This window comes from Nioella ostreopsis (assembly GCF_004000255.1).
GTDB lineage: Bacteria > Pseudomonadota > Alphaproteobacteria > Rhodobacterales > Rhodobacteraceae > Nioella > Nioella ostreopsis.
The window spans coordinates 1-16581 of record NZ_RCIQ01000041.1 but is presented as its reverse complement, the minus strand read 5'-3'; the positions used below and the strand labels follow the sequence as shown (position 1 = coordinate 16581).

Annotated in this window: 16 protein-coding genes and 1 tRNA gene; 6 read left to right on the top strand and 11 right to left on the bottom strand. The window is 62.0% G+C overall.

The genetic code is table 11. The annotated features are described in order from the left end of the window. Positions 1 to 212: 212 nt before the first annotated feature. Positions 213 to 289 (bottom strand) — tRNA-Pro (locus EP237_RS22150). A gap of 118 nt (positions 290 to 407) precedes the next feature. Between EP237_RS22150 and pseB the strand changes: the two genes are divergently transcribed. Together pseB and pseC are read left to right on the top strand one after the other, a co-directional pair. Further along, positions 408 to 1406, top strand: a complete 999-nt coding sequence (gene pseB / locus EP237_RS22145; RefSeq protein ID WP_127563006.1) for a UDP-N-acetylglucosamine 4,6-dehydratase (inverting) — start codon at positions 408 to 410, stop codon at positions 1404 to 1406. Next, positions 1406 to 2569 (top strand): UDP-4-amino-4,6-dideoxy-N-acetyl-beta-L-altrosamine transaminase, encoded by a 1164-nt coding sequence (gene pseC, locus EP237_RS22140; RefSeq protein ID WP_127563005.1) that lies wholly within the window; start codon positions 1406 to 1408, stop codon positions 2567 to 2569. Before pseB ends, pseC begins: the two co-directional genes overlap by 1 nt. 18 nt (positions 2570 to 2587) lie before the next feature. Here the strand turns inward: pseC and EP237_RS22135 are convergent, their stop codons facing one another. The 4 genes from EP237_RS22135 to EP237_RS22120 all read right to left on the bottom strand — a co-directional run bounded on the left by EP237_RS22135 (position 2588) and on the right by EP237_RS22120 (position 6138). Beyond that, a complete protein-coding gene (locus EP237_RS22135) occupies positions 2588 to 3553 on the bottom strand; it encodes a DMT family transporter (protein ID WP_127563004.1) in 966 nt (321 codons plus the stop codon). Between the two features lie 68 nt (positions 3554 to 3621). Beyond that, positions 3622 to 4011: a hypothetical protein gene (locus EP237_RS22130; RefSeq protein WP_127563003.1), complete on the bottom strand. Its 390-nt coding sequence runs from the start codon at positions 4009 to 4011 to the stop codon at positions 3622 to 3624. 72 nt (positions 4012 to 4083) lie between these two features. Beyond that, positions 4084 to 5190, bottom strand: coding sequence for a 3-isopropylmalate dehydrogenase (leuB, locus tag EP237_RS22125; protein ID WP_127563002.1), 1107 nt, complete (start codon positions 5188 to 5190; stop codon positions 4084 to 4086). A 57-nt stretch (positions 5191 to 5247) separates the two neighbouring features. Then, the gene (locus EP237_RS22120) at positions 5248 to 6138 is read right to left on the bottom strand and encodes a LysR family transcriptional regulator (RefSeq protein WP_127563001.1); all 891 of its coding nucleotides are present in this window, start codon (positions 6136 to 6138) and stop codon (positions 5248 to 5250) included. Between the two features lie 103 nt (positions 6139 to 6241). Here EP237_RS22120 and EP237_RS22115 point away from each other — a divergent pair, with 103 nt between their 5' ends. Next, on the top strand, positions 6242 to 7162 hold the full coding sequence (locus tag EP237_RS22115; protein ID WP_127563000.1) for an NAD-dependent epimerase/dehydratase family protein: 921 nt from the start codon (positions 6242 to 6244) through the stop codon (positions 7160 to 7162). On the opposite strand, the gene EP237_RS22110 is transcribed toward EP237_RS22115, so the two are convergent. From EP237_RS22110 to EP237_RS22095, 4 genes are all read right to left on the bottom strand, one after another. Continuing rightward, positions 7121 to 8152, bottom strand: coding sequence for an endonuclease/exonuclease/phosphatase family protein (locus EP237_RS22110; RefSeq protein ID WP_127562999.1), 1032 nt, complete (start codon positions 8150 to 8152; stop codon positions 7121 to 7123). The genes EP237_RS22115 and EP237_RS22110 overlap by 42 nt on opposite strands. A gap of 17 nt (positions 8153 to 8169) precedes the next feature. Beyond that, positions 8170 to 9012, bottom strand: coding sequence for a hypothetical protein (locus tag EP237_RS22105; protein WP_127562998.1), 843 nt, complete (start codon positions 9010 to 9012; stop codon positions 8170 to 8172). Between the two features lie 248 nt (positions 9013 to 9260). Next, entirely contained in the window at positions 9261 to 9866 is a 606-nt protein-coding gene (gene leuD / locus EP237_RS22100; RefSeq protein WP_127562997.1) for a 3-isopropylmalate dehydratase small subunit, read from the bottom strand. A 67-nt stretch (positions 9867 to 9933) separates the two neighbouring features. Beyond that, the gene (locus tag EP237_RS22095; protein WP_127562996.1) at positions 9934 to 10749 is read right to left on the bottom strand and encodes a DUF4198 domain-containing protein; all 816 of its coding nucleotides are present in this window, start codon (positions 10747 to 10749) and stop codon (positions 9934 to 9936) included. Between EP237_RS22095 and EP237_RS22090 the strand changes: the two genes are divergently transcribed. Then, the gene (locus tag EP237_RS22090; protein ID WP_240661731.1) at positions 10748 to 11941 is read left to right on the top strand and encodes a HupE/UreJ family protein; all 1194 of its coding nucleotides are present in this window, start codon (positions 10748 to 10750) and stop codon (positions 11939 to 11941) included. The two genes, EP237_RS22095 and EP237_RS22090, sit on opposite strands and share 2 nt — an antisense overlap. Here the strand turns inward: EP237_RS22090 and EP237_RS22085 are convergent. After that, complete coding sequence (locus tag EP237_RS22085; RefSeq protein ID WP_127562995.1) at positions 11911 to 12597, bottom strand: 2-hydroxychromene-2-carboxylate isomerase; 687 nt, start codon at positions 12595 to 12597, stop codon at positions 11911 to 11913. The two genes, EP237_RS22090 and EP237_RS22085, sit on opposite strands and share 31 nt — an antisense overlap. Before the next feature lie 113 nt (positions 12598 to 12710). Beyond that, on the bottom strand, positions 12711 to 14117 hold the full coding sequence (gene leuC / locus EP237_RS22080) for a 3-isopropylmalate dehydratase large subunit (protein WP_127562994.1): 1407 nt from the start codon (positions 14115 to 14117) through the stop codon (positions 12711 to 12713). 244 nt (positions 14118 to 14361) lie between these two features. Between leuC and EP237_RS22075 the strand changes: the two genes are divergently transcribed. Both EP237_RS22075 and EP237_RS22070 read left to right on the top strand, forming a co-directional pair. Next, positions 14362 to 15720, top strand: coding sequence for a mechanosensitive ion channel family protein (locus EP237_RS22075; protein WP_127562993.1), 1359 nt, complete (start codon positions 14362 to 14364; stop codon positions 15718 to 15720). 96 nt (positions 15721 to 15816) lie between these two features. Beyond that, positions 15817 to 16362, top strand: coding sequence for an NADPH-dependent FMN reductase (locus EP237_RS22070; protein ID WP_127562992.1), 546 nt, complete (start codon positions 15817 to 15819; stop codon positions 16360 to 16362). Positions 16363 to 16581: the final 219 nt, after the last annotated feature.

The window sequence follows — 16581 nt, the reverse complement described above, 5'->3', positions numbered from 1 at the left end:
ACAAGTTTTTCAACAAAAATACGCCCCTCTGGGCAGTTTATCCTACGGTGCAAGCCGAAGAACTAGAGGCCTTCGGCTAGCGCTACCATTTGGGCGGCGCTCCGAAATTGTGATTCCGAGGCAACACAGCGCGAGTCGATCTTCTTGCCGAACCTGTGCCGAACTGGCTCCTACAAGGGAGGCCTCAAATCAAGATAACTGTTTGATTTTATTGGTCGGAGTGAGAGGATTCGAACCTCCGACCCCTGCCTCCCGAAGACAGTGCTCTACCAGGCTGAGCTACACTCCGACCGTGCCGGGCGGGATAGCGGGGGAATCGCGCCTTTGCAAGGGGGATTTCGCCGGCTCGCTTGATCCCGCGCGCATTCCCTGCAAGAAGGCAGGCAACCGACAAGACGAGCGATACCATGGAAAAAAACGCATCCATCCTGCTGACCGGCGGCACCGGGTCCTTCGGGTCCCATTTTGTGCCGATGACGCTGGAAAAATACGACCCGGCCCGCCTGATCATCTATTCGCGCGACGAGATGAAACAGTGGGACATGGCCAAGAAATACGGCGACGACCCACGGGTGCGTTTCTTCATTGGCGACGTGCGCGACCGGGAACGGCTGTATCGTGCGCTCGACGGGGTGGACTACGTGGTGCATGCGGCGGCGACCAAGATCGTGCCGACCGCCGAATACAATCCCTTCGAATGCGTCAAGACCAACATCAACGGCGCGATGAACCTGATCGATGCCTGCATCGACAAGGGCGTGAAGAAATGCGTGGCGCTGTCGACCGACAAGGCCTCGTCTCCGGTGAACCTCTATGGCGCGACCAAGCTGGCCTCGGACAAGCTGTTCGTGTCGGGAAATTCCTATGCGGGCAGTGACGGGTGCCGCTTTGCCGTGGTGCGCTATGGCAATGTGATGGGATCGCGCGGGTCGGTCATTCCGTTCTTCAAGTCGCTCGATGCGGGGGCGATGTTGCCCATCACCGACACGCGCATGACCCGCTTCATGATCACCCTTCCGCAAGGTGTTGAACTGGTCTGGCATGCGTTCGAAGACATGGTCGGCGGAGAGATCTATGTGAAGAAGATCCCGTCGATGAACATCCTCGACATCGCCGAGGCTTGCGTACCGGGATGCGAGCACAAGGTTGTCGGCATCCGCCCCGGTGAAAAGATGCACGAGCAGATGATCGGCGAAGAGGACGCGGCGCATACCTTCGAATATCCCGAGCATTTCAAGATCCTTCCGGCGATCCACAACTGGTCAACCGATGCGGGCCGGATCAAGGATGGGGTCAAGGTGCCTGAGGGCTTTTCCTATGTGTCTGACACCAACCCAGACTGGATGTCGGTCGAGGATCTGCGCGCCTGGATCGAGGCCAATGCGGACACGATCGGGCATTTCTGATGGGCGACACGGGCTTCATCCCCTACGGGCGGCAGGACATCTCGGAAGACGACATCGCCGCCGTGGTCGAGGTGTTGCGGTCTGACTTCCTGACGCAGGGCCCCAAGGTGCCGGAATTCGAGGCCGCCATCGCGGATGTGACCGGCGCGGCACATGCGGTGGCGGTGAACTCCGCCACCTCGGCGCTGCATATCGCCTGCCTCGCGCTTGGCCTGAAACCCGGCGGGCTGGTCTGGACCGTGCCCAACACGTTCGTGGCCTCCGCCAACGTGGCGCGGCTTTGTGGGGCGGACGTGGATTTCGTCGATATCCGGGCCAGCGACTACTGCATGGACGCGCAGGCGCTGGAAGCGAAGCTTGCCAGTGCGGACCGCAAGCCCGATATCCTGATCCCAGTGCATTTCGCAGGCCAATCGGCGGACATGAAGGCCATCGGTGCGATTGCAAAGGCCCATGGCATCCGGGTGATCGAGGACGCGAGCCATTGCATCGGCGGGCAGTACAACGGCCAGCCGATCGGGGCGTGTGAATTTTCCGACATCTGCGTGTTCAGCTTCCACCCCGTGAAGATCATCACCACGGCCGAGGGCGGCCTGGCCACCACGCAGGACGCGGGGCTTGCCGCGCAGATGGGGCTTTATCGCTCGCATGGCGTGACCCGCGACCTTGACCTGATGGAAACCGTGAATGCGGAGCCATGGGAATACGATCAGGTCGCGCTTGGCCTGAACTACCGGATGACCGAAATGCAGGCGGCGCTTGGGGTCAGCCAGACCCGGCGGTTGGCCGATTTCGTGGCGCACCGGCAGCGGATGGCCAAACGCTATGACGCTCTGCTGGCCGACCTGCCGTTGATCCTGCCATGGCAGAACCCCGACAGCTATTCGGCGCTGCACCTTTACCCGGTCCTGATCGACACGGACAAAACCAACCGCACGCGGCGCGAGGTCTTCGATCACCTGCGGTCTGCGGGGATCGGGGTGAACGTGCATTATATCCCTGTGCACACACAGCCCGATTACCAAAGGCTCGGCTTCCGGCGGGGCGATTTCCCGGTGTCGGAATGGTACTATGACCGCGCCATTTCCATCCCGCTCTATTACGGGCTGAATGAGGCCATGCAGGATCGTGTCATTGCAGCACTGGCCGAGGCGCTGGCCTGACCCGGCCGCCAGCGTCGCCTATGGATCGTCCCGGTCCCCGTCGCGGTCCCGATTGAGGAAAGAGGCCACGCGTGGGGCGCTCGGTGTGCCTACGCGGGATCTCGATCGTAGAACCGGCTGGTTGGAACTGCCTTTGCGCTTGTCCTCGCGCAGGACGATATAAAGCCCGGATGCTATGATGATCCCGGTGCCGATCATGGTCATCTTGTCGAGGCTTTCGCCAAAGAACACGGCGCCGAAGATGCTGGCCCAAATGATCTGTGAATACTGCATCGGCGCGACGATCACCGCCGGAGCCAGACGGTAGGCCGCCACAAGGCAGGCCATCGCGATCAGCGCAAGCAGCGCCACTACGGCAGAGGCACCCAGGTCGATCAGTTCGACCGGCACATAGACGAAGGGCAGCAGCGCCCCCATCACCACGAAATTCACCAGCAGCGGGTAGAGTTGCAGAACCACGGTCCGCTCGGCCCGCCCGATCTTGCGCATGATGACCGAGCTGAAGGCGCTGAAGACAGCGCCAAGCAGCGCGGCGGCATGGCCAAAAGACAAGGGGGCCGCGCCCGGTTGCAATACGACGATCACCCCTGCCAGTCCCACCAGAACCGCCATCGCCCGGTGCAGCCCGACCCGTTCCCCCAATAGCGGGATCGCCAGCACCGTGACCAGCAGCGGCATCGCGAAGAGGATCGGATAGACCTGCGTCAGCGGCAGAACGGAAAAGGCATAGAATGCACCGGCGGCCCCCAAGGCGCCGCTGGCGGTGCGCGCCGCCGTCCACCACGGATGCACCGGCACCAGTGACCCGCCCTTCGAATCGCGGATCATGACGAAAGTCAGCAGGGGGAAGCTGAACAGGACCGTAAAGAAGATGATCTGGATCGGGCTGTAGGTGCCACCCAGAACCTTGATGACCACGTCATGGGTGGCGAAAATCGCGAAGGCAGAAAGGGCGAGAAGAGAGCCTTTGGCATTTGGCGGCATGGAACGTCCTGTTGTACGCTAACAGCCACAGGCTTAGGCCGGTGCCGGGCGAAGGGCAAGTCGGGGTCTCAGGGGCAGGGGGTTGCCAGCCAGTCCTCGCTACCGCCGCGCGCGCATCGCTGCTGGAACCCGTAGGCGGTCAGCGCCCATGCCCCGGTATCCGTGCGGATCAGCTCGAATCTCTGGCGCACGGCGGACACGGAATCGTCGGCAAGCCCGGATTCGGTCAGCACGATGACCAGTCGCCCGGTGTCGTCGACCTCGGAGAGCAGCTGCAATTCGGGTCGGCCCTCGCCATCGGGAAACCCGATGATCCAGTCCTGTACCAAGTTCATCGGCTGATCGTGGACCAGTTGGGCAGGCAGGCGAAAGTCGGAATGGCCGGGAAGGATCTGCACGTCTTGTGCTGCGGCAGGTGCAGCACAGAGGCAGGAAAAAACAAGAAATGAACGGATCATGAAAAGACCTTTCGGGTTGGGACCTGGTCTAGCCTATCCCAACCCGCAGGTTCACGTCGAGCGCCCCTTGCCTTACAGGCTGGCATCCAGCTTGGCGACGATTGCATCGCCCATCTCGCTGGTGCTCACGGGGCTGACACCCTCTTCGCCCAGAAGGTCGGCGGTGCGCAGACCGTCGGCCAGAACATCCTCGACGGCCTTTTCCAACCGGTCCGCTTCCGCACCCATGTCGAAGCTGTAGCGCAGCGCCATGGCGAAGCTGAGAATACAGGCGATCGGGTTGGCCTTGCCCTGACCCGCGATATCGGGGGCGGAGCCGTGGACGGGTTCATAAAGCGCCTTCGGGCGGCCGTTTTCCATCGGCGCGCCAAGCGAGGCCGAGGGCAGCATCCCGAGCGACCCGGTCAGCATTGCCGCCGCGTCGGACAGCAGGTCGCCAAACAGGTTGTCGGTCACGATCACGTCGAACTGCTTGGGCCAGCGGCAGAGCTGCATGGCGCCTGCATCTGCGTACATGTGCGACAGTTCCACGTCCGAATACTCGGCCTGATGCACCTCGGTCACCACGTCGCGCCACAGGATGCCCGATTCCATCACATTGGCCTTCTCCATCGAGCAGACCTTGTTGCCGCGCTTGCGGGCCAGCTCGAAGGCGGATCGGGCAACGCGGGCGATTTCGGACTCCGTGTAGCGCTGCGTATTGATGCCGACGCGCTCATTGCCTTCCTTGATGATCCCGCGCGGTTCCCCGAAATAGATGCCGCTGGTCAGTTCGCGCACGATCATGATGTCGAGCCCGGCGACCACGTCCTTTTTCAGCGACGAGAAATCGGCCAGCGCGTCAAAGCACTGGGCCGGGCGTAGGTTGGCGAAAAGATCCATCTCCTTGCGCAGGCGCAGAAGACCGCGTTCTGGTTTTACGCTGAAATCGAGATTGTCATACTTCGGACCGCCCACGGCGCCAAGCAGGACGGCATCGACCTCCTGCGCCTTGGCCATGGTTTCGTCGGTCAGCGGTGTGCCATGGGCGTCGTAGGAACAGCCCCCCACCAGCCCTTCGCTGACATCGAAGGTGACATCGCGTTTGGCGCCGTACCAGTCGATGATCTTGCGCACTTCGGTCATGACTTCGGGGCCGATGCCGTCACCGGCAAGGATAAGAAGCGAAGGGTTGCTCATGGGGTCATCCGTCCTTGATCTTGGGTCGCATCCGCGTAACGGCTGCGCGGGTCAGGGTCAAGAAAGGAAGGGGGAAAGACCCTCGGCCAAAGCGTCCCATACACGGGCGACTCGCGGCGTGTGGCGCAGGGATTCATGGGCGGTCAGCCAGACGGGAAGGCTGGGAACCGGTGCATCGGGCAGGATGCGGGTGACGCGCGGGTCGCGATCGGCCACGGCGCGTTGACCAAAGCCGATACCGGCCCCGGCGCAGACGAGTTCCCAATAGGCCACCTGATCGTCGGTGCGGATGGGGAAGCTTTCTCGCGAGACGACCATCCCCGCGGCGCGAAATCCACGGATCAGCCGGTCGTCACGGTCATAGCCCACCACGTCATGGTGCAGAAGGTCGGTGAAGCAGCGGGGCGTGCCCTTTCTGGCGAGGTAGGACGGTGCCGCAAACAAACCCAGCCCAAGCTCTCCGAGATGCCGCGTGATCATGTCCAGCTGTTCGGGCCGATACATGCGCAGGGCGATATCGGCCTCATGGAACAGCAGGTTTTCGCTTTGGTCGGTGGCCACGAGGTCAAGTTCGATCTCAGGATGTTTTTCGCGGATCATGACAAGGATCGGCGGCAGAAGATGCGTCGAGACGAAGACGCTGGCGGTGATCCGCACGGGGCCGGCTTCCCGCTGATCCCGGCCCGCGGCAGCCAGCGCCACCTGTCGCGCGCCTTCCCGCATGGCCTCGGCCCCGGGTCGTAGCGCCTGACCGAGCGTACTCAGATCGAATCCCTTGGCATGCCGCTCGAAGAGCGGCCCCCCAACCTGCGCCTCCAGAATGCGGATGTGACGCCCCAAGGTCGGTTGGCTCTGCCCCGTTTCACGGGCCGCTGCCGATAGCGAACCGGATTCGGCGACAGCAAGGAACGACCGTAGCAGGGTCCAATCTGGTGGCAGGTTTTCCATTCAATAGTGAATACCACACCGCCGACTTTTCGCAATCCACACGTCAAATACGAATGCCTATCCTGATGTCAACCGAATGGATATCAACACAGGAACCAGCCCCATGCCACGAACAGCCCTCATCCTCGGCGCATCCGGAAGCTTTGGCCACAACGCGGCACGGGCTTTCGAGGAAGCCGGCTGGACCGTCCGCCGGTTTGACCGCAAGACCGGCGACATGATCCGTGACGCGCAAGGCGTCGATGTGATTGTCAACGCGATGAACCCACCCAATTACCACGCGTGGGACAGGCTGATCCCGAAGATCACCAGCCAGGTTCTGGCGGCGGCAAAGGCCAGCGGGGCAACGGTCCTGCTGCCGGGCAACGTCTATGTCTTCGGTGATCAGCCCGGCCCATGGAGCGAAACCACCCCGCATCGCCCGGTTGCCCGCAAGGGCCGTGTCCGGGCCGAGATGGAGGCAGCATATCGACAGGCTGCGCAGGACGGTGTGCAGGTGATCATCCTGCGCGGTGGTGACTTCGTAGATCCGGACAGCCCCAATGCCGTGTTGAATCTCGTATCGCTCAAGGGGGTGTCAAAGGGTCGGATCACCTCCCTCGGTCGTCCGGATGTTCCGCGCGCTTACGCCTATCTGCCCGATATGGCCCGGGCCGCTGTTGCACTGGTTGAACGGCGTCACAGTCTTTCGCCTTTCGAGGATGTGCCGTTTCCGGGCCATACCTTTTCCATGACCGACCTGGCGTCTGCTCTTCAGGCGCAGATGGGGCAACCAATGCGTGTGCGCCGGTTTCCTTGGTGGGCCTTGCGTCTGGCCTCGCCGGTCTGGGAACTGGCGCGCGAGCTGACCGAGATGCGGTATCTTTACGATACGCCGCATCGTTTGGACGGCACACGGTTTCGCCAGGTACTGCCGGATTTCGAGGAGACGTCGTTTAAGGACGTTGTGACAAGACACCTGCCCAAGGGACAGCGGGCCGGGTCAGGGAAGAGCGATGTCCACCCAGACGAGGCGATGGCGTGACGCGCCATTGCCATCCTCGCCGCCGAGCAGGGGCCGGTCAGGGCTGTTTCGCGAGGGCCAGAAAACGCCGCTTGCGGTGATGCTCAGATCGACGGAGGGCAGGATATAGCTGACGCGAAGATTTCCGGGGTCGGGCTCGGACCAATCGGCAGTGTCGGTGGGATCGCCCACCTCGGCCCCGCCGGGGCTGGTCGGTGCCGGGTCTTGCAGACGCGGGTGCGACAAGGCTTCGGTCAAGGCCCCTCGTCGCGCCTCTCCATCCACGGGATCGGCGTTCAGGACCCCTATCAACACGAAGCGCGAGTCGAGCGACGGCGTATCGGATGGGGACCATCCGTCAATCCGGTTCAGCCAGAACCGGAGCTCATCCTCGTTGCGGTGACCGTTTCGATCCTCTGGCCCATCAAAGACCGGCGGCGTGGCGTGAAGGGTCAACAGGCGCAAGGGTCCGTCAGCGGTGACGATGCCAATCTCCCATGCTGCGACGCTGGCCAGCCGCTGTACCGAAAGCGCGCCCATTGGCAGAACCTCCGCCGCGCGCCCGTTCGGCAAGTCTTGCCACAAGAACCCGGAATGGTCGTATACCTCTCCGATCGGCAGGCGAGACAGCACCGCCATGCCGCCCTGCCCGGTAAACCGGCCATAGCCCTGAGCGTCCCGCGCCCGGCCAAGCCGCCCGTCGCCGTCCATGTCCAGCCCGGTGGGAACGCCGGTATTCGGGGGCAGTGACAGCCGATAGGGGTAGTCAGCCCCTGCCTGCGCAAGACGCGCGACAAATGCCGCAAGGGCGTGTTGTTCGAAGTCGTGATCGAAGCCTTGGAGCAACAGAATATCCGCATCGGCATTCACGATGACTCGTGCCACGGCGGCAACCTGTGGGTCCTCCCCCCGCAGAATGTCGCGTAGCAACAGGCCGGGGCCATCGCGGGACAGTTCTGTATGATAGGTGGCAATGCGGATCTGGTCGGCATTGACGGGCATTGCCGCCATCAGCAGCCATACAAGGATCAGACCGGCGCGAACTCGCCCTGCTCGGCCATGTCGCGGACCAGTTTCTTGCGCCGTTCCGTGATCATGTGCGCGATCCGGCCCATGGCCATGCCGCGCATCAGAAGGGAAACGGGAAGAACGCTCCATAGGGTGACTGTCCAGACCAGCATGATAGGCGACGCCCCGAGGGATACACCGAGATTGCCGATCCCGTAGCTCGCCACGACCGGCATCAGGAATGGCAGCAATATTCCTAAGATCAGGTTAATACGAGAGTCGCGGATCAGCCGTGCAACAACATCTCCACCCGCAGTGGGGTCGAATGTCGGCAGGTTCACCCAGACATTGAAGCTGGTGTTGCGATTGGGCCAGCTTTTCAGCCGCATCAGGATGGCGAAGACGCTGATCGTCACCAGTCCGATCAGAAAACTGAGGCCCCCCATCGTGCGCAGCATCGTCAGATCTGCCGGCGTTGCACCCTCGGGCAAGAAGACCTGAAGCAGCCAGAGCGGGCTGTAGGTAAAGTCCAGCGCATGGGCCAGCACCAAGCCAGTGGCATTCACGATCAATGACAGGGTGCCGGAATTCTCCGGTGACGCCGCGACAAGGCTGAGGAAGAAGAGCGTGATGAAGATGCCAATGACGCGCACCCGGTTGAAGGGCGGCGCATCGCGGAATTCGATCAATCCGGGGTAGGTAGACGCGTATTCGGAAAAGGTGAACACGGCAGCGAACAGCGCCACCAGCATCACGACCTGATTGCCGTCCGGCGACGTAGCCGGAAGGAGCAGGGACGGTGTGGAAATGACGATCATAACAAGAATCGCCCGCACCACAGCGCTGGATAGCTGTGCGATCACTGCCTCAAACCCTCAACCTGGACGGACCTGTTTTTTCTGGCCCTTATTCCGGTTTTGACCCGACTGCCATCGGATTGCCTCAATTGCCTTGATCTTGCCCATATTCGTCCCAGTTCGCAAGTGCCTGACTCTTCGTGAGGAATCACTGTGGCGATTTTGGGATGCGCACTGTCGCCCGATTGCATCACCGGACAAAAAAAATACCCCCCGGCAAGGCCGAGGGGCTACATCTTGTTGTCAGGCGAAAATCAGACCCAAGGGCGGTCTTGCGCGGCCTTTGTCTCGAACGCCTTGATTGAGGCGGATTTTTCCATGGTCAGGCCGATATCGTCCAGCCCGTTCAGCAGGCAATGCTTGCGGAAGGCATCGACCTCGAAGCTGATCGTGCCGCCATCGGGGCCGCTGATCGTCTGGTTTTCAAGGTCCACGGTGATGGTCGCATTGGCGCCGCGTTCCGCGTCATCCATCAGCTTGTCGACCTCTTCCTGCGGCAGAACGATCGGAAGGATGCCGTTCTTGAAGCAGTTGTTGAAGAAGATGTCGGCAAAGGAAGGCGCGATCACGCAACGGATGCCGAAATCCAGTAGTGCCCACGGCGCGTGTTCGCGCGACGAGCCACAGCCGAAATTGTCACCGGCGACGAGGATTTCCGCATTGCGATAAGCGGGCTTGTTCAGCACGAAATCGGGGATTTCTTTGCCGTCGCCGTCATAGCGCATCTCGTCAAACAGGTTCACCCCGAGGCCCGATCGTTTGATGGTCTTCAGGAACTGCTTGGGGATGATCATGTCGGTATCGACGTTGATCAGGGGCATCGGCGCGGCGATGCCGGTCAGCTTGGTGAACTTGTCCATGTTTCCGGGTCTCCTTCACGTCCGCGAAGGGGCATAGCGGCAATGCCGGGGCAACACAAGACGCGCCTTAACGTGCGGGCACTTCGAAGGTCAGCGAGGCCCACAGCGTGTGCCAGACGGCGGCGCTGTCAGCGGTCGGTTCCACCTCCAGCAATGTCACGGCATCGGCAAGGTAGGTATGCCCCGGTTCCACCGGCAGCACGGCACGGCCCTCCGCGTCGGTGCGGTGCAGGGTGATCGTGACCTCGCCCTCGGCGTCGCGGTCGAACAGTTCCACCTGCGCGTCGGCACGGGGCTGGCCGTCGAGCAACAGCTGAATCGGCAATCCGTCGCTCAGATCATCCGTGTAGGGATTGGCCAACGCCACGAATTCGGTACGCAGCCCGTATTCCCGGTCAGCACCTTCGCCATTGCCCGCCGCAACCAGACTCTTGGCGTGGCGGCTATAGCTTTCCATGAAGCCGGTCATCGGCAGTCCGCGGGCAAGGTGGCGCGCCTCTATGTCGGGGAAGTCCTTGTGTTCCGCGAATCGAAGAAAGCGTTCCCATTCGTCATATGTCAGCCTGTTGTCGGTGGTTTCATAGAGGATAACGGCCAGGCCTTCGCCATGGTCCTCGACCCGCAGAGCGGGATTCTGCCCTAGCCTGCCTTCCACGTCTGTCACCTCCGCCCCGAACGCCAGTTCGAACCGGGTAAAGTTGCGATTCAGGTAGGAAAGCGACCCACCTTCGAAACTTTGTCCGACCCGCAGCCGTGCCTCCAGTGGCTCATCGCTGGCGATGATGAAATCAACGGGGTCGATCCAGAATTCATGGGCGGCACTGGGAATGGCTGGCAGCAGAACCAGATTTAGGGCAAACAGGGTGCAAATGAGGTGACGCATGAGACTTTCCGATATGTTTATTAAGATGGTGGCCCGATTGGCCGCGCTGTCAATTCTCCTTTTCGTGATGGCGGCCCCGCAGGCCCCTGCGCACGAAATCGACCCGGCGATCTCTGATATCTCCGTGACGCCCGAAAGGGTGACGATCGACATTCGGCTGTCGCTGGAATCCATCCTGGCCGAGATGGACCTGGCGTCAATCACCGAAACGACTTTGTCACCGGTGGAAGAAATCTATGACGAACTGCGGGCCACCAGCCCCGACACGCTACGAGCCGAGTTGGATGAGTTCTGGCCGCGCATGGCACAGCGAATTTTCATTGAGGTGGACGGAGAACGGATCACGCCAGAGCTGATCGGTGCGTCGATCCCCGAGGTCGGCGATTTCGAACTGGCCCGCACCTCGACCATCACGATTGCCGCCGATCTGCCCGAAGGCGATGCCCCCGTTCGGTTCGGATGGGTGGCGCTTTATGGTGATCTGGTCGTTCGGCAAGTCGGTGGTGGCGAGGATGCCTATACGGCCTTCCTGTCCGATGGCGACCTGTCCGAACCTCTGTCTCGGATCGAGATCCGCACCGAAAGCGCGGGGGCAGTCTTCCTGCGCTATATCCCCGTTGGCTTCGAGCATATCGTCCCGCTCGGCATCGACCATATCCTGTTCGTGCTGGGGCTGTTCTTCTTCTCGCTCCACCTGCGGCCGATCCTGTTCCAGGTGACGTCCTTCACGCTGGCCCACACGATCACGCTGGCTCTTGCCAGTCTCGGGATCGTCACCATACCGGGCAGCGTGGTGGAGCCGTTGATTGCCGCCTCGATCGTCTATGTGGGGGTCGAGAACATTCGCGGGCACACAAACGTCAAGGCGCGTACCGCCCTGGTCTTCGTGTTCGGGCTGCTGCACGGGCTTGGCTTTGCCAGCGTGCTCGGCGATTTCGGCATCACCGCCAGCCACTTTGCGGCGGCGCTTGTCGGGTTCAATATCGGGGTCGAATTCGGCCAGCTTGCGGTGATCTTCGTAGCGCTCGCGTTGATCCTGGTCGCGGTGCGGCTTGCCGGGTTCGCACCGCTGCCAGAGGAGGAACAACCAGTGCGCCAGACCCAGGTGATGTATCGCGCGGTCTCGGTCGTGGGGTCTGTCATCATCAGCCTGATCGGGGCCTACTGGACCATCGAGCGGGTTTTCTTCTGATCCGGCCGATCCTCGGATAGGCGCGGTTTCTCGGGCGCGGGTGGTTTCTTCATCACCCGCGCCCTCGGATCTGGGATGGCATGGCGCAACGCATCCGGCATGCGGTCGTCACCCCAATAGACTTGGCCTTCAACCACGAAACTGGGGGTGTCGAATACACCGCGATCCCGTGCCTCCGCGGTTGCGGCCTCGAAGGCCTGTCCGATCACAGCCCCTTCGGCCTGCGCGATGATCTTGTCGGGGTTCCGCCCCAGTTCCACGAGCGTCTTGCTCAGGTTCGGTTCCTGCCCGGCAGTGTGGCCATCGTGGAACCAATGCCGGTAGGTCGTGCCGACGTAATCCGCAACCCAGCCTTCCTGCGCGGCCAGCACCGCGATGCGATTGGCAATCTCGTATCCCAGCACCGGAAAAGGGGCGGGCAGGCGCGGCGTCAGTCCGAACTTCTTCGCCTGCCGTTCGATATCAGTCCACATGTAGGCGGTTCTGACCGGCTTGTCGGTATAGGGGTGATAGCCGTGTTCCTTCATGATCTGACGCGCAGAAAACGGGCGCCAGTCAACCTGCAGACCTGTCTTGGCGATGATCCGGGGCAGGCGCATGACCGAAAGGTAGGTATATGGACTCCCGATCGAAAACCAGAACTCAACTTTCTTCATACTCGACCCATTGGTTCAATTTGGCGGAACGATTCCAATTCGTAACTTGATATTAAAAAAAGAAACCCGGCATTTTTATGCCGGGTTTCATGGTCTTTTCTGCAAATGCGGCTTTACATCAGGTCGCGCACATCCGTCAGCTTGCCGGTGATGGCGGCGGCGGCGGCCATGCCGGGGCTCATCAGGTGGGTGCGGCCACCACGGCCCTGACGGCCCTCGAAGTTACGGTTCGAGGTGGCGGCGCAGCGTTCGCCCGGGGCCAGCTGATCAGGGTTCATGGCCAGGCACATGGAACAGCCCGCAAGGCGCCATTCAAAGCCCGCGTCCTTGAAGATATCGGCAAGCCCCTCTTCCTCGGCCTGCGCCCGCACAAGACCCGAGCCAGGCACGACCATGGCGCGAATGCCGTCCTTGATCTTCTTGCCCTTCAGGATCGCCGCGGCGGCGCGCAGGTCCTCGATCCGGCCATTGGTGCAGGAGCCGATGAAGACGGTGTCGATCTCGATCTCGGACAGCGGGGTACCGGGTTCGAGCCCCATGTATTCCAGCGAGCGTTTGGCCGCGTCGACCTTGCCGCCCTTGAAGTCGGAGGGGCTGGGAACAGCTGCCGTGATCGGCAGCACGTCCTCGGGGCTGGTGCCCCAGGTGACGACGGGGACAATGTCTTCGCCATTCAGGGTGATGACCTTGTCCCAATGGGCGTCATCGTCGGAATAGAGCGTCTTCCACCAGTTCAGCGCGGCTTCCCACTGGGCACCCTTCGGGGCGTGGGGGCGGCCGTTGACATATTCATAGGTCTTTTCATCGGGAGCGATCAGGCCCGCGCGTGCGCCGCCTTCAATCGCCATGTTGCAGACGGTCATGCGGCCTTCCATGGACAGGTCGCGGATCGCCTCGCCACAATACTCGATCACATAGCCGGTGCCGCCGGCAGTGCCGGTTTCGCCGATCACGGCAAGGGTAATGTCCTTGGCCGTCACGCCGGGGTTCAGCTTGCCGGTGATCTCCACCTTCATGTTCTTGGATTTCTTCTGGATCAGCGTTTGCGTCGCCAGAACATGTTCCACTTCCGAGGTGCCGATGCCGTGCGCCAGCGCGCCAAAGGCGCCGTGGGTTGCCGTATGCGAGTCGCCGCACACCACGGTCATGCCCGGCAGCGTCCAGCCCTGTTCAGGGCCGACGATATGCACGATGCCCTGGCGGATATCGGTCACCGGGTAATAGTGAATGCCGAATTCCTTGGCGTTGCTGTCCAGCGCGGCCACCTGGATGCGGCTGTCTTCCGGCATCTGGTCTGGGTTGTCGCGGCCCGGCGTGGTCGGCACGTTATGGTCCGGAACGGCGATGGTCTTGTCGGGCGCGTGCACCTTGCGACCCGCCATGCGCAGGCCCTCGAAGGCCTGGGGGCTGGTCACTTCATGCACCAGATGGCGATCGATATAGAGCAGGCAGGTGCCATCTTCGGCCTCATGGGCCAGGTGGGCGTCCCAGATCTTGTCGTAGAGCGTCTTGCCGGTCATTGGGGTATCTTTCTTGCGGGTATGGATTGCGGTTCAGGGGAGAGGATTAACGGCCCGATAGGCCGCTGACCCGCCCCGAGGCGCAAAGACCGTAAAACCGCCAGGGCAGGCGAGTCCGGTCGTCCATGTCGAAAATCCGTGTCATCGCCCATGGCAGATACACCCAGCATGGCCGATTGCCAAGGGTTCCGCTTGCCCGGATGGCCGATAAGCCCCATGATTTCCACAACAGGAAAGGACAGGCATGGAGCCAGAGGAAACCGCCCTACCGGTCACGCCGGAAGCCGCAACGGAGACTCCGGTGGACGCCTCTGAAAGCCTGGCCGATATCGGCCTGAGCCTGTTCGGGCAGGCGCAGGCGTTTCTGGAAAGCCTGTTGCGTCCGTGGAATGCCTATCAGCTGGCGATTGCGGCGGGTCTGCTGCTGGTGGCGTGGCTGCTGCGCAAGGTCTTTGGACCGCGCATCCGGGCCTGGATGGCGGCACGGCAGGGCTGGCCGATGTGGCGGATGCGCATCCTCGCCTTCATTCACAAGCGGATCATGGGGATCTTCTTCGTCATCCTGATCTGGCTGACCGTCTGGATCATGCGAGAGATCACATGGCCGAGCCGGTCTTACATGCTCGGCATCTTTGCCCGGCTGGCCACGGCCTGGCTGATCGTGACCTTCGTCACCCGTTTCGTGCATTCCCCGATCATGAGGACGATCCTGCGGTACGGGGCGTGGATCTATGTCACGCTGTCGATCACCAGCCTGACGGATGAGGCGGCATCGCTGCTGGACAGCGTAGGGTTCGATTTCGGCGACGGTATGCGGCTGTCATTGCTGCTGCTCGTTCAGGGCTTCGTCCTCGTGTCGGCCCTGCTGATCGGGGCGCGGTTCCTGTCCAAGACCACCGCGACGCGCATTCAGAAGAACGAGGATATCTCGCCCTCTATGCGGGTTCTCGTGGTGAAGGCGGTGCAGGTGCTGCTCTATGGCGCGGCGCTGTTCGTGGGGCTGAACGCCGTGGGGGTGGACCTGACCGGGCTGGCCTTCCTGTCGGGGGCTATTGGTGTGGGCCTCGGCTTCGGCCTGCAAAAGGTCGTGTCGAACCTCGTCTCCGGCATCATCATCCTGCTCGACAAGTCGATCAAACCCGGCGACGTGATCAGCCTGGGCGACACGTTCGGCTGGATCAACACGCTTGGCGCCCGCTACGCCAGCGTCGTCACCCGGGATGGCAAGGAATACCTGATCCCGAACGAGGACCTGATCACCAACCAGGTGGTGAACTGGTCCCATTCCGATGCCTATGTGCGGCTCGATATCCATTTCGGCACCTCCTACGGCGACGACCCGCACAAGGTGCGGCGACTGGCGATTGATGCGGTGAAAAGCGTGGACCGGGTGCTGAGCATCAAGGCGCCCGTCTGCCATATCGTGGGCTTCGGCGATTCCTCGGTGGATTACGTGCTGCGGTTCTGGATCGAGGATCCGACCGGCGGGCTGACCAATATCCGGGGCAATGTCTTTCTTGCCCTGTGGGATGCGTTTCATGAACACGGAATCTCGATCCCCTTCCCGCAACGCGAAGTGCGGATGCTGCCCGAGACGGAGTGAGCTAGCGCAAGGCAGCTGTGCGCCCATGTGGCTATTCTTACGGTTCGCGATAGATAGTCTAAGAGGAACTATCGGCGATCAGGTGGAGTATCGGACATGGCATCGGGTAGATTACTGGGCTTCTGCGGGTCTTTGCGCGAGGGATCATACAATCGCAAGCTGCTGAGAGAGGCGGTGCGGATCTACGATCCGGCGGACTACGCCGAGGCGGATCTCCGGCTGCCGCTTTATGACGGGGATCTTGAAACTGCGACTGGAATTCCTGACGCTGTGCAGCGCCTGGCCGATCAGATCGCGGCCGCTGATGCGGTGGTGATCTCGGGGCCGGAATACAACAAGGGCCTGTCTGGCGTTCTGAAGAATGCGCTTGATTGGGTAAGTCGGACCAAGGGCAGCCCGTGGCGCGACAAGCCGGTGGCGATCATGGCGGCCACTGGCGGCCGGGCGGGTGGCGAACGGACACAATGGACATTGCGGCTGTGCCTGACACCGTTTCGCCCGCGGCTGCTGACCGGGCCGGAAGTGCTGGTCGGCAATTGCTCGGACCAGTTCGATGAGAGCGGGCGGCTGGTAAACGCGCGCTATGAGGCGACCCTGACTGAACTGATGGGAGAGCTGCGCAAGGAGGTCGGGCGCGGTTGAGCCTGAGGCGGNGGGAGAGCTGCGCAAGGAGGTCGGGCGCGGTTGAGCCTGAGGCGGTTTCGCTGCGCATCGCGCATCGACCCGCGAGCGGCCCTCCTCGAGCCCCCTTCGGGAGCCCTCGTCGGTCCGCGTTGCCACGGGAAAGTCGCGAGGGCGTGGCCTTTGTTCCCTGCGCTGTGCGGGTGGCCGGGTCTGGATGCCTCCGGCGGGAGTATTTGG

What these genes read in the sequence shown, in the direction of transcription:
- pseB (WP_127563006.1), top strand. Translation starts at nt 408, where the DNA reads ATGGAAAAAAACGCATCCATCCTGCTGACCGGCGGCACCGGGTCCTTC.
- pseC (WP_127563005.1), top strand. Translation starts at nt 1,406, where the DNA reads ATGGGCGACACGGGCTTCATCCCCTACGGGCGGCAGGACATCTCGGAA.
- EP237_RS22135 (WP_127563004.1), bottom strand. Translation starts at nt 3,553, where the DNA reads ATGCCGCCAAATGCCAAAGGCTCTCTTCTCGCCCTTTCTGCCTTCGCG.
- EP237_RS22130 (WP_127563003.1), bottom strand. Translation starts at nt 4,011, where the DNA reads ATGATCCGTTCATTTCTTGTTTTTTCCTGCCTCTGTGCTGCACCTGCC.
- leuB (WP_127563002.1), bottom strand. Translation starts at nt 5,190, where the DNA reads ATGAGCAACCCTTCGCTTCTTATCCTTGCCGGTGACGGCATCGGCCCC.
- EP237_RS22120 (WP_127563001.1), bottom strand. Translation starts at nt 6,138, where the DNA reads ATGGAAAACCTGCCACCAGATTGGACCCTGCTACGGTCGTTCCTTGCT.
- EP237_RS22115 (WP_127563000.1), top strand. Translation starts at nt 6,242, where the DNA reads ATGCCACGAACAGCCCTCATCCTCGGCGCATCCGGAAGCTTTGGCCAC.
- EP237_RS22110 (WP_127562999.1), bottom strand. Translation starts at nt 8,152, where the DNA reads ATGGCGGCAATGCCCGTCAATGCCGACCAGATCCGCATTGCCACCTAT.
- leuD (WP_127562997.1), bottom strand. Translation starts at nt 9,866, where the DNA reads ATGGACAAGTTCACCAAGCTGACCGGCATCGCCGCGCCGATGCCCCTG.
- EP237_RS22090 (WP_240661731.1), top strand. Translation starts at nt 10,748, where the DNA reads ATGAGACTTTCCGATATGTTTATTAAGATGGTGGCCCGATTGGCCGCG.
- EP237_RS22095 (WP_127562996.1), bottom strand. Translation starts at nt 10,749, where the DNA reads ATGCGTCACCTCATTTGCACCCTGTTTGCCCTAAATCTGGTTCTGCTG.
- EP237_RS22085 (WP_127562995.1), bottom strand. Translation starts at nt 12,597, where the DNA reads ATGAAGAAAGTTGAGTTCTGGTTTTCGATCGGGAGTCCATATACCTAC.
- leuC (WP_127562994.1), bottom strand. Translation starts at nt 14,117, where the DNA reads ATGACCGGCAAGACGCTCTACGACAAGATCTGGGACGCCCACCTGGCC.
- EP237_RS22075 (WP_127562993.1), top strand. Translation starts at nt 14,362, where the DNA reads ATGGAGCCAGAGGAAACCGCCCTACCGGTCACGCCGGAAGCCGCAACG.
- EP237_RS22070 (WP_127562992.1), top strand. Translation starts at nt 15,817, where the DNA reads ATGGCATCGGGTAGATTACTGGGCTTCTGCGGGTCTTTGCGCGAGGGA.